8 protein-coding genes and 1 pseudogene are annotated in these 12275 nt (G+C 67.9%); 6 read left to right on the top strand and 3 right to left on the bottom strand.

Annotation, left to right across the window (positions count from 1 at the left end; genetic code table 11):
- The first annotated feature begins 128 nt into the window (after window positions 1–128).
- The 3 genes from ABB55_RS12835 (at window position 129) to ABB55_RS12825 (ending at window position 2168) form a co-directional block, all read left to right on the top strand.
- Window positions 129–1472 carry an NAD(P)/FAD-dependent oxidoreductase gene (locus ABB55_RS12835; RefSeq protein WP_054359157.1) on the top strand — a complete coding sequence of 448 codons (1344 nt, stop codon included), beginning with the start codon at window positions 129–131 and terminating at the stop codon, window positions 1470–1472.
- Window positions 1473–1533: 61 nt separating this feature from the next.
- Window positions 1534–1722, top strand: a complete 189-nt coding sequence (locus ABB55_RS12830; RefSeq protein WP_054359156.1) for a type II toxin-antitoxin system HicA family toxin — start codon at window positions 1534–1536, stop codon at window positions 1720–1722.
- Window positions 1722–2168, top strand: a complete 447-nt coding sequence (locus ABB55_RS12825) for a type II toxin-antitoxin system HicB family antitoxin (protein ID WP_054359155.1) — start codon at window positions 1722–1724, stop codon at window positions 2166–2168. The genes ABB55_RS12830 and ABB55_RS12825 overlap by 1 nt, the downstream gene beginning before the upstream one ends.
- Before the next feature lie 10 nt (window positions 2169–2178).
- On the opposite strand, the gene ABB55_RS12820 is transcribed toward ABB55_RS12825, so the two are convergent.
- On the bottom strand, window positions 2179–3108 hold the full coding sequence (locus ABB55_RS12820; RefSeq protein ID WP_054359154.1) for a bifunctional helix-turn-helix transcriptional regulator/GNAT family N-acetyltransferase: 930 nt from the start codon (window positions 3106–3108) through the stop codon (window positions 2179–2181).
- 332 nt (window positions 3109–3440) lie between these two features.
- Between ABB55_RS12820 and clpB the strand changes: the two genes are divergently transcribed.
- From clpB to ABB55_RS12805, 3 genes are all read left to right on the top strand, one after another.
- Complete coding sequence (gene clpB, locus ABB55_RS12815; RefSeq protein WP_054359153.1) at window positions 3441–6035, top strand: ATP-dependent chaperone ClpB; 2595 nt, start codon at window positions 3441–3443, stop codon at window positions 6033–6035.
- Window positions 6036–6448: 413 nt separating this feature from the next.
- Window positions 6449–7504, top strand: coding sequence for a PcfJ domain-containing protein (locus ABB55_RS12810; RefSeq protein ID WP_054359152.1), 1056 nt, complete (start codon window positions 6449–6451; stop codon window positions 7502–7504).
- 325 nt (window positions 7505–7829) lie between these two features.
- Window positions 7830–8462 carry a YitT family protein gene (locus ABB55_RS12805; protein WP_054359151.1) on the top strand — a complete coding sequence of 211 codons (633 nt, stop codon included), beginning with the start codon at window positions 7830–7832 and terminating at the stop codon, window positions 8460–8462.
- A 175-nt stretch (window positions 8463–8637) separates the two neighbouring features.
- Here the strand turns inward: ABB55_RS12805 and ABB55_RS28905 are convergent.
- Both ABB55_RS28905 and ABB55_RS12800 read right to left on the bottom strand, forming a co-directional pair.
- A pseudogene (locus ABB55_RS28905) lies at window positions 8638–9029 on the bottom strand (transposase); the annotation flags it as partial.
- Window positions 9030–9277: 248 nt separating this feature from the next.
- A complete protein-coding gene (locus ABB55_RS12800; protein WP_152982027.1) occupies window positions 9278–11242 on the bottom strand; it encodes a M23 family metallopeptidase in 1965 nt (654 codons plus the stop codon).
- Window positions 11243–12275 lie beyond the last annotated feature (1033 nt).

Below are 12275 nucleotides of genomic sequence, written 5' to 3'. Positions count from 1 at the left end.
CGGGCCCCGGCCTGCCCCGTCAAGGCGGGCGCCGGTACGAACGGGCAGCGTCACCCCAAGGCCTTCCGTCGCACTTGAGTTCCGGGCCGGGCGGGGTAGGGTGCCGCCCTCGCCGGAGGGCGCCGCCGATGTATCCCGCCCTGTTCCATCCCCAGGTCTACGAGACCGACGTGCTGCCGCGCACGATCTGGTCGGAGGGCGTCGCGCTGCCGGTGCCGAACCGGCTCGGCACCTCGATCCGCACCGAGGTCGCGGTCATCGGCGGCGGCTATGCGGGCCTGTCGGCGGCCCTGCATCTGGCGCGCGACTACGGCATCGAGGCGGTGGTGCTCGATGCCGCTCCGATCGGCTGGGGTGCCTCGGCGCGCAACGGCGGCTTCGTTACCCTGCCGGCCGCCAAGGCCTCGGCCGAGGAGATCATCGCCCGCTACGGCGAGGCCGATGCCTACGGCTTCTTCCGCAGCCAGGCCGATGCCATCGAACTGGTCCGGCGGCTCCTCAGCGAGGAGCGGATCGAGGCTGAGCCGCAGGGGGACGCGACCTACGACGTGGCTCACGCGCCATCGGCCGTCGCCGGCCTGCAGCGGACCGCGGAAATCTATCGCCACCGCTTCGGTCTCGACGCCGCGTTTCTCGGCCGCTGGGCCTTCGACCAGATCGGCCATGGCGGCACCGAGCAGCACGGCGCCCTGCGCCTGCGCGGCGGCTTCGGGCTCAATCCGCTGAAATTCCTGCTCGGCCTGGAGGCCGCGGCGCGCCGGCACGGCGCGGTCGTCCATGCCGACAGCCCGGTCCTGTCCTGGGCCAAGGATCGAGGCCGCCATATCCTGGAGACGCCGGACGGCCAGGTCTCCGCGCGCAGCGTGATCGTCGCCACCAACAGCTATACGCCCGACGACCTGCAGCCGGCGCTCGCCAACCGCACCATCCCGGCACTCTCCAACATCGTCGTGACCCGGCCGCTGACCGAGGACGAACTGGCGGCGGAGGGCTGGCGCACCGTCTGCCCGGTCGCCAATACCCGCAGTCTGCTGTTCTACTACCGCCTGCTGCCGGACCGGCGCTTCCTGTTCGGCGCCCGCGGCGGCACGTCCGGCTCGCCGCGCGAGGACAAGGCCATGCGGGCCTGGCTGGAACGGCGGCTGGGCGAGGTCTTTCCGAGCTGGAAGGGCATCGAGACGACCCATTTCTGGAACGGCCTCGTCTGCCTGACGGCGCGCCGCACGCCGGCGATCGGCCGGCTGCCGTCCGACCCGACGGTGCTCTACGGCTTCGGCTGGCACGGCAACGGCGTCAACACCGCCCCCTGGGCCGGCCAGGTGCTGGCCCACGCGGTCGCCATGCGCTCCGGCGGCATGCTCGACCTGCCGGCGCCCTATCGCGGCCTGCCGATGAACCTGTTCGCCCCGTCCGTCCGCAAGCTCGCGCTCAAGGCCGCCTATCTCTGGTACGGCCTGACCGAGCGGAGCTAGGGATCGATAGCGTCTCCACAGAAGTGTTGACATTTCCGCCGGGTTGCAACTAGCCTGACCCATGAATGCGAGCGAGCTCAGACGCTTCCTCGCCCAGCGGGGATGCACTTTCGAGACCCACAAGGGCGGGGCGGGCCATGTCACCGTCCGGCTGGGCGACCGGGTCAGTCAGTTGCCGATGCATAGCCGGGGCAAGGAGCTGGGCACCGGGCTCGTCAACAAGATCCTGAAGGATTTGGGGTTGAAGTGATGCTCGACTATCCGATCGAACTCACGCCAGACGACAACGGCACCCTCCTGGTGACCTGTCCGCTGCTGCCCGAAGTCACCACCTTCGGCGAGAGCGAGACGGAGGCGTGGCGTCATGCACAAGAGGCCATCGAGGAGGCGATCGGCGCGCGGCTGGCCCGCTGGGACGCGGTGCCGCTGCCGGACGGCTCGGTCGATCGCGGCGTCTCGGGTCGCAAGGTGTCGTCGGTCCGCCTGCCGCTGCTGACCGAGATGAAGGTGCTGCTGTTCCGCGCCTGCCGCGATGCCGGCGTCAGCCGGGCGGAGCTTGCGCGCCGCCTGGATTGGCACCGCGAGCAGGTCGACCGGCTGTTCCGGGTCGACCATGCCTCCCGCGTGGATCAGTTCGACGCCGCCTTCGCGGCCCTGAAATCCGACCTGAAGATCGAAGTCGGCCACGCCGCCTGATCGCTTCGCGTCAGGCGAGGTCGAGCACCCAGTTCTGGCCGGTCATTTCGGGGCCGAAATCGGCGTGGCGGCTCTCTTCGACCAGGCGGAAGCCGGCCTTCTCGTAGATGTGGCGGGCGGCGACCAGCGGGTCGTTGGTCCACAGGATCAGGCGCCGGTAGCCGCGGGCGCGCGAGAAGGCGATCGCCTCGTCGACCAGCCGGCGGCCGAGGCCGTGCCCGCGGGCTTCCGGGTGGACCAGCAGCAGGCGCAGCTTGGCGGTTTCGGCATCGGCCCGCACGATGAACACCGAGCCGACGCGGCGGCCGTCCATCTCGGCGATCCAGCAATGCTCGGAGGCCGGATCGAAATCGCGCAGGAACTTCGCCAGGATCTCGGCGACCAGCGCCTCGAACAGCGGCGTCCAGCCGTAGTCGCGGGTGTAGATCTCGCCATGGGCTTGCAGGATCCAGCCCATGTCGCCGGCCCGGTGCGGGCGCAGCGTGATCTGCGGTTCCGGTCGCGTCGGCGCCAGCAAGGCTTCGACCCGCCCCATCGCGGCGACCAGGTCGTCGCGTTCGCCGGTTCCGAGGCCGTCCAGCATTTCGCCGATCTCGCGGCGCGCCGCCGCCTGGATGGCGTCGAAGACCGGCTGTGCGGACGGCTTGTGGGCGAGGATCTGCCGGCGCCCGTCGGCCGGATCCGGCCGGCGCTCGACGAAGCCGCGCTCTTCCAACCCCTTGAGCAGCCGGCTCAGATAGCCGGCGTCGAGACCGAGCGCCTCGGCGATCGGGCCGGCCGTGGTCGTGCCGGCGACGCCGATTTCGTAGAAGACCCGCGCTTCCGGCAGGGATAGCGGACTGCCGTGCAGCCCCTCCGACAAGGCGCCGATGCGGGCGGTATAGAAGCGGGAGAAGCGGCGAAAGGCTTCGATCTGCTCAGGCGCGACGGGCGCGGTCATCGGTGGCGGGCTCCTGCTCGGGCGGTTCGGTCCTCGCATCGATCCTGTCGATATGATTGCTTTTGTCAAGCATCAGGGCATCGGCGACCGTCGTTCGCTGCCCGCGCCGGCCCCCACGCCTGCCCGAAAGTCCGCCCCCGGGGCGGCGTGCGGCCGCCATCGTAAAGCTCCTGATCCGGCAACCCCTTCCGGGCGCCCGGGCGGCTCCCTATATCCGGTCCGACGGTCACGGCGATGCGGCCCCGATGGCGCATTCTCGTGGCCAATCCAGTCACCCGTGACGCGGGGCACCGGGCTTCGGACGGTCCTCGCGGGCGAAGAGGGGGTCAGGCATGAATCCTGAGAAATATTCCGACCGCGTTCGCGGCTTCCTGCAGTCGGCGCAGACCATGGCGCTGTCGCGGGGTCACCAGCAGTTCCTTCCCGAGCATATCCTGAAAGTCCTGCTCGACGATCCGGAAGGCCTTGCGGCCGGCCTGATCGACCGGGCCGGCGGCCGTTCGCGCGATGCGCTCGCGGCGACCGAGAAGGCGCTCGAAAAGCTGCCGCGGGTTTCCGGCGGCAATGCGCAGATCTATCTCGCCCAGCCGACCGCGCGCGTCTTCGAGACCGCCGAGAAGATGGCCGAGAAGGCCGGCGACGCCTTCCTGACGGTCGAGCGTCTGCTGCTGGCGCTTTCGACCGAGAAGGAGACCGAGGCCGGCCGCATCCTGGCCCAGGCCGGCGTCACGCCGAATGCGCTCAACACCGTCATCAACGACCTGCGCAAGGGCCGCACCGCCGACAGCGCCTCGGCGGAGAACCAGTATGACGCGCTGAAGCGCTATGCGCGCGACCTGACCCAGGCCGCCCGCGACGGCAAGCTCGACCCGGTGATCGGCCGCGACGAGGAGATCCGCCGCACCATCCAGGTCCTGTCCCGGCGCACCAAGAACAACCCGGTGCTGATCGGCGAACCCGGCGTCGGCAAGACCGCCATCGTCGAGGGCCTGGCGATCCGCATCGTCAATGGCGACGTGCCGGAAAGCCTCAAGGACAAGAAGCTGATGGCGCTCGACATGGGCGCCCTGATCGCCGGCGCGAAATATCGCGGCGAGTTCGAGGAGCGGCTGAAGGGCGTCCTGCAGGAGGTCACCTCGGCCGATGGCGGCATCATCCTGTTCATCGACGAGATGCACACGCTGGTCGGCGCCGGCAAGTCGGAAGGGGCGATGGACGCCTCCAACCTGCTGAAGCCCGCGCTTGCCCGCGGCGAACTGCATTGCGTCGGCGCCACCACGCTCGACGAATACCGCAAGCATGTCGAGAAGGACGCGGCGCTCGCCCGGCGCTTCCAGCCGGTCTTCGTGTCCGAGCCGACCGTCGAGGACACCATCTCGATCCTGCGCGGCTTGAAGGAGAAATACGAGCTGCATCACGGCGTCCGCATCACGGACAGCGCGATCGTCGCCGCCGCGACCCTGTCGAACCGCTACATCACCGACCGCTTCCTGCCCGACAAGGCGATCGATCTGGTCGACGAGGCCGGCGCGCGCCTGCGCATGCAGGTCGATTCCAAGCCGGAGGAACTCGACGAACTCGATCGCCGCATCGTGCAGCTGAAGATCGAGCGCGAAGCCCTGAAGCGCGAAAGCGACCCGGCCTCGCGCGACCGGCTCGGCAAGCTGGAAAAGGAACTGGCGGGCCTCGAGGAGGAATCTGCCGCCTTCACGGCGCGCTGGCAGGGCGAGAAGGAGAAGCTGCAGTCGGCGACCAAGATCAAGGAAAGCCTCGACCAGTCCCGCCTCGAACTGGAGCAGGCGCAGCGCCGCGGCGACTGGGCCAAGGCGGGCGAGCTCGCCTATGGGGTGATCCCGGATCTCGAGAAGAAGCTGAAGGAGGCCGAGGTCAAGTCGGCCACCGCCATGGTCCAGGAGGAGGTGACGGCGGACAACATCGCGGCCGTCGTCTCGCGCTGGACCGGCGTTCCGGTCGACAAGATGCTGGAGGGCGAGCGCGAGAAGCTCCTGCGCATGGAGGACGAACTCGGCAAGCGCGTCGTCGGCCAGCTGGAGGCCGTCCATGCCGTCTCGACCGCGGTGCGCCGCGCCCGTGCCGGACTGCAGGATCCGAACCGGCCGATCGGCTCGTTCATGTTCCTCGGCCCGACCGGCGTCGGCAAGACCGAGCTGACCAAGGCGCTCGCCGCCTATCTGTTCGACGACGAGCAGGCGATGGTGCGCATCGACATGTCGGAATTCATGGAGAAGCACTCCGTGGCCCGGCTGATCGGCGCGCCGCCCGGCTATGTCGGCTACGAGGAGGGCGGCACGCTGACCGAGGCCGTGCGGCGCCGGCCCTATCAGGTCGTGCTGTTCGACGAGGTCGAGAAGGCGCATTCGGATGTCTTCAACGTGCTGCTGCAGGTGCTCGACGACGGCCGGCTGACCGACGGCCAGGGCCGCACCGTCGATTTCCGCAACACGCTGATCATCATGACTTCCAATCTCGGCGCCGAATATCTCGCCAACCAGAAGGAGGGTGAGGATGTCGACGCGGTGCGCGATCTGGTCATGGGCGTCGTGCGCGGCCATTTCCGGCCGGAATTCCTGAACCGGCTCGACGAGATCATCCTGTTCCACCGCCTCAAGCGGACCGAGATGGGGGCGATCGTCGACATCCAGCTCGGCCGGCTGGCCAAGCTGCTCGCCGACCGCCAGATCGCGCTCGATCTGGACGCCTCCGCCCGGGCCTGGCTGGCCGACAAGGGCTACGACCCGGTCTATGGCGCGCGGCCGCTGAAGCGCATCATCCAGCGCTTCGTGCAGGATCCGCTCGCCGAGAAGATCCTGGCCGGCGAGGTCCATGACGGCGAAACCGTCACGGTCACCGGCGGCACCGACCGGCTCCTGTTCCAGGTCGCCGCGCGCGAGGTCAAGGCGGCCTGAATCATCGGGCGTCTGCGAAGGATGTTTGAGGCCCGGCGGGGACACCTGCCGGGCCTTTTCGCGTCCGCATCCGGCTTGAGCCCTGCGCCCTTTCGTTGTATGGGACGCGGATACGTCACGCAGGCTCGGGAGGCGATCATGTCTGTACGTCGCGACTGCCCCGGCACCGGCCGCCTCTGAAGAGCGCACCGGTCTCGCCGATCCATCCGGCCTTGTCGTCTGCGCCTTCCGGCGCAAATTCGCACGCGTGACCCATGATCCTTGATCGTCTTCCGGCCGTGGCCTCGGGCCCGGTCGACCCCGCATGCCTGAACCAAGCTGCAGAACCCCGTGACCGTCCCGTTCGTGCCGGCCCGCCCGCCCGGGCGGCGACGGCGGCGACAGCCGCGACCGCTGCAGAGCGGCGCATCCGCTTGTTCGAGACCCGTTGGCAGCCGGCGATCCGGCAGCTCGCCGCCGCGCACGGCCGCATCGCCGATCTGGCGGTCAGCTTCCCGGCACTGCTGTTCGCACTGGCCCATCCGCGCCGCGGCCTCGATGTCCGGCCGGCCCTCGACAAGGTGCTGGCCGGAGCCCCGCTCGCCGCCATCGCCGCGGACCTCGGCGTGCCGATGTGGCTGCGCCCGCTGCAGCCCGCGCTGTTGCGCGCGCCGCTGCCGGCCCTGCCGGACGGTCTCCTGTTCCGCCGTCAGCTCGTCAACCACCTGCCGCGCCGTGCCAAATCGGCGACGCAATGGTTCGAGGCGGTCGCCGAGGCGGCGCGCTGGGGCGAGCCGGATTTCGTCGTCTGGTGCGCCCGCGAGGCGCCGACCGGCGCGCCGATCGAGGACCACGACATCGCCTATCTGGCCCTTTGGCACTTCTTCTCGCAGCGGCCGGAGAGCGAGGCCGGGCTGTGCGTCGATCGGCGCTGGGGGCCGACGATCGGCTGGGACGCGGCCGTGACTGCTGCGCGTTCGTTCCGAAGGACGGTCATGACCAAGGTTCATCTCGGGGCCATTCCGGTGGAGGACCCCTGGCTCCAGCCAGCCACTGTCGGCGATTTCAAATTCGTCCCGCTCCTCAGCGCCGCGGCGATCATCGAGGAGGCCTCGGCCATGGACAACTGCGTGCGGGATTTCGCCGGCCGCGTCACGGGCGGCCGCTATCGGGTCTGGAGCGTCCAGAGGAACGGCGAGCGCCTGGCAACGATCGGCTTCAAGATCACGCCGCTCCATCCCTTCGTGATCATCGATCAGGTCAAGGCGAAATCCAACCGCCGCCCCGAGCCGGAGGTGTTGGCGGCGGTCCATGGCTGGTTCGAAGGCTTTCAGCAAATCCGAAGGGATACCTGGGGAAAGCTGAGCCCGGAGGTTGACGCCGGGCGGCCCAGGATCTGGCGCGCGCTTTGGCGCCCCTACTGGCTTGAAAGGCGCCGCTTGCCGGCATGGCTGCCCCTATCCCCGGACGAGCGTCCCTTCGGCTTCTAGTGGTTTGATCGAGACGGATGGTACCCATCCGTCTCGTGAATCCAAACCACTAACTCTTTGACCACTAACGCAAGGTCCGATCGGAGCGCCCCGCTCTGATCGGAGAAAGCCTTTGCAAACAAAGCAATGCAGAGCCTCAACCGATCCGTTCAGGCCGGCTGATGCTCTGACCTTTCGCGTCGCCGGGTCGCGCTGGACGCGCGGCTCGGCCTTCATGCCGTTGTTGCGCTGCACAATAAGCTGCGACATCATGGAGCCTGCGCCGGGGGGCGACGCATCGACGCCGTCGCCGGCGCCCCATCCGCCGATCCCGCAAGGCATCCCCATGTCCCTGGCCGACCGTCTCCCGCATGCCGACACCGACCCGCGCCGTCACGGGCTCGTCGAGGACGCCTTCGCGCTGGCGACCGGCACGCTGCTGGTCGCGCTCGGTTTTCACATGTTCAAGCTGGCGGGCCTTGCCACCGGCGGCACCGCCGGCGTCGCCTTCCTGATCCACTATGCAACAGGGTTGCCGCTCTCGGCGGTGTTCTTCGTCGCCAATCTGCCCTTCTACGTCTTCGCCTGGATGGCGCTCGGACGCACCTTCACGCTCCGGACCTTCCTGGCGGTGGCGATCCTCTCCGTGGAGACGGCGCTGTTGCCGCGCGTGGTCACGATCAGCGCGGTCGACCCGGTCTATGCCGCCGTGATGGGCGGCCTGCAGATCGGCGTCGGCATGCTGGTGCTGTTCCGCCACAAGGCCAGCCTCGGCGGGTTCGGCGTCATGGCGCTCTGGCTGCAGGAAACACGCGGCTGGCGCGCCGGCACGGTGCAGATGGCGCTCGACGCCGTCGTCGTCGCCGCCGCCCTCTGGGTGCTCGATCCGATGCGGATCGCCCTGTCGATCCTGGGCGTCGTCGCCCTCAACCTCGTCCTCGCCATCAACCACCGCCCCGGCCGCTACAGCGGCTTCTGAGCGCGTTCACCGGGTGCCGGAGCCCATCCCGGCCCATCGCACGGCGGCCGAAGCTCATGCGCAACGCTGGGCCCTTTCGCCGTTAGCCGAGACCCATCAACGGGTTACCCTTCTCCCCCCTTGGGGGGGCGAAGGCGAAGGAGCCGCCGGGGCGGATGAGCGACTGTGTCTGGGGTCAAGTAGGCATAGCGAGGCCTGTGCGCGCCTGGCGTGCTTTTGCGTTGAGTCTGATGAGGAGTTTGTGGGCGAGGGCGACGCGGATGACCTTCGGGGGCTTGCCGGCTTCCTTCAACCTTTTGGCGAAGTCTCGGAAGTCGTCGTTGAAGCGTCGGACGATCTCGGCGACGACGAAGAGGATGTCACGGACGTCCCTGCGGCCGCCGCGGACGAGGCGCCGGCCGGTGCGTCGTCCGCTGTCGTCGGCGAGGGGTGCGAGGCCGACCAGCTTGGATATGGCCTTGTTGTCGAGGGTGCCGATCTCAGGAGGGCGGCGAGGACGGCGACGGTGCGATCGGCGACGCCCTTGATGGTCCGGAAGGCCTGGCCGAGCGTGCTCCACAGGGGGTCGTCGTCGCGATCCTGCGACTGTACGGTCGTGCGTGACGATGGCGCCGGTCCCTGTGCTCATCCACGGTTGCAGCCTGAGGGGTATCGGGAGCCGGACGCCGCGCGCGAGGATCGGTTGCAACCGATCCTCGCGCAATCTCCTCAAGCGCCACCCCGGGGAACAGGCGACAGATACAAGGGGGACGGTCGGAAAGCGAACGCGGAACCGCCGGTCCCGCTCCGACGCAACGAAACCACTCCCCAGCCGGTCAGTTCGACTGGGCGACCTTCGAGGCCGAGCGGTTCATCAGCTGGTCGACATGCTCGCGCTCGCGGCGGAACTCGGCCAGCATCGTGCCGGACAGTTCCTTGCCGCGCGGCAGGCGCACGCGCATCGGGTCGACGGCGACCTGGTTGATATAGACCTCGTAGTGCAGATGCGGGCCGGTCGACATGCCGGTCGAGCCGACATAGCCGATCACCTGGCCCTGGCGCACCCGCGAGCCCTTCTCGATGCCCTTGGCGAAGCCCGACATGTGGCCGTAGCCGGTGCCGTAGCCGTTGTTGTGGCTGAGCTTGACGAAGCGGCCGTAACCGCCCTTCCAGCCCGCCTCCTCGACGACGCCGTTGCCCGAGGCCAGGATCGGCGTTCCGGTCGAGGCGGCCCAGTCGACGCCGGTATGCATGCGGTAGTAGCCGAGGATCGGATGCCGGCGACCGCCGAAGCCGGACCGGAACACGCCGCCATCCATCGGCTTGCGCATCAGGAACTTCTTCGCGCTCTTGCCGGTCTCGTCATAGTAGTCGACCGTGCCGTCATCCGGCGAGCGGTAGCGGTAGAAACGCTTCCACTGGCCGTTGATGCTGATCGAGCAGTACAGAATCTCGCGGACCGACTTCGGATCGTTTTCGTCTTCGAGCGAATAGAAGACTTCCATGCTGTCGCCCTGCTTGACGCGGGCGTTGAAGTCGACATCGTAGCTGAAGATATTGACCAGATCCTTGATGCTGGCCGGCGGGATCTGATTGTCGAGCGCGGTCTGGTAGAGGCTTTCGTAGAGGCTCGGCACGCTGCCGGAGGCGACGGTTTCCTCCTCCTCCTCGACCGCGTTCTCGTTCACGTCCGGTTCCTGGGCGGTGACGAAGCCGCCTTCGTCGGACAGGGCGACGGTGACGATATGGGTCGCCTGATTGTAGATCGAGACGCGGACCGGCTTCAGCTTGTTGGTCTGGTCGATCTTGGCGAGGCCGAGCCGGAGGCGGCTGTTGCCGTCCAGGTTCTTCAGCTGGAAGGTCTGGGTCAGCGCCTTCAGGATCTCGGCGGTCAGCTTGTCGTCGGCCTGGTTCTCCTTCAGCACCGATTTCAGCGCATCGGCATTGGCGATCGGCACCAGCTTTTCGTCGAGGCCGTTGCCGGTCGCGGCGCCGCCGCGCTCGGCCTCCGACTTGGCGAAGAAGGAGACGTTCTCGGGCGTGATGCGCAGCGCCATGGCCGACGCCAGGCCCGGGCTGCCGAAGCTCGCCTCGATCCGCTCGGAATCGGACACCATCGGCAGGGCCGCGGTCTGCACGCTGCCGTCGGACAGGAAGCGGGCCTGATCGCGCACGATCCGCTCGACCTCCATGGAGGTCATGGTCACGTCGGGGTCGAACAGGGTCGAATCAGCCGGGAAGTCGCGGGTCCGCAGCGCCACCTCGCCCTCGACCTTGGCGTCGTAGAAGGCCGGGTTGCGCGCACCGGAGGCCTTGCCGGACAGAATGTCGGTGTCGGCGAAGACCTTCAGCGGATTGTAGGCGGGAATGTTGGCCCGCGCCTCGGAACGCTTCAGCGTCAAAGACGCGGACACGCGCACGAACGGGCGCACGCGGATCAGATCCTTGTCGCCGACGCGCGTCATGGTCGACAGGTTGAGCACCTGACGCGCCGCGAACTGGTCGGACGCCACCTTGAGCCGGTCGCCCTTGACCAGGACGCCTTCGCGCCGGACGCCGACCATGCGGTCGGCCGCTGCCTCGGTGCTCGACGGCAGCTGGTCGATCGGATTGGCGGCAAGGCTGTGCTGGCCGTCGAGCGCGACGATCAGGGCGCCGCCCATTAGGAAGGCGGACGTCATGCCGGTCAGCACGGTGCCGGTCAGCCAGCGCAGCGAGACCTTGCGACGATCGAACGGCGTGCCGCTACCGTCGGCACGCAGCGCAGGCTCCGTGCCGAGGTCGATTTCGTCGTCCGTCATGGACCGGTGGCTGTGCATCGTCTCCGTCGGCCGATTCCGGTTGGCCCCGCCCGCGACGAGCGCGCGACAGTGGGCGTCAAAGTGCACCTTCGGGCCGAATCCGTCAACGAAGTCGCGGGAACGGCCGGTTCGGCCGATGTCATCGGCTGCGAATGGGGCAAAAGTCGGAAGCGGCACGCCGGAAAGTCGGCCGGACGGTTATCCACAGGCGTCCGATCCTTCGTTTTCCGCGGTTTTGCGGAGGCGGATCGGAAAATCGAAGAAAATCGAAAGCCGGCTGTTGACACCCCGGGGTGATGGGCTTAGAACCCGGCTCACCAACGAGGGCGGCGGCGCTGCACACGGCAGCGGGCTTCGCCCTGGTGACGGTCCTGGCGGTCTGGAAAGACCGGTTGGGAACGGGCTTCGCAAGGCGAGAGCGATCTCAGTCAATGTGGAAGCGGTCAGCCCCGAGAGAGACGGGGACGATATTGCGCCTCTGGTTGCCCGTGAGGGTGACGCCCTGAGGGGATCGTCCGGAAGGACGATGGAGGCCTGGTCCCGCGACGGGTTCGCCGGACGGGCGTGAGTCGGGATCAAGTCCCGGCAACGACTGAGCCTTGTGTGCTTTAGTCGTGTTCATTGACAAGATGGATCGAAGAAAGAGAAACGTGGACGGCGTGGTCCTTGCGGGGATGCCTGAGAAGGCATCTTGTGATGAGACTACGGCGGTACACGTTGATGGTCGGGCCCTTCGGGGCCTGGCACCTAGACCTTGAGAAAGGTTTGGGACCTCGTCGATGTGCGACCAATAAGCCGTGATCAAATCTTGATGAAACCTGAGAGTTTGATCCTGGCTCAGAACGAACGCTGGCGGCAGGCCTAACACATGCAAGTCGAGCGCCTCGCAAGAGGAGCGGCAGACGGGTGAGTAACGCGTGGGAAACTACCCTTTGGTACGGAACAACTCGGCGAAAGCTGAGCTAATACCGTATGTGTCCTTCGGGAGAAAGATTTATCGCCAAAGGATGTGCCCGCGTCGGATTAGCTAGTT

It is taken from the genome of Prosthecodimorpha hirschii, assembly GCF_001305515.1.
GTDB classification, from domain to species: Bacteria; Pseudomonadota; Alphaproteobacteria; order Rhizobiales; family Ancalomicrobiaceae; genus Prosthecodimorpha; species Prosthecodimorpha hirschii.
The sequence above is the reverse complement of the archived record's forward strand: the minus strand, read 5'-3'. Positions and strand labels throughout refer to the sequence as shown.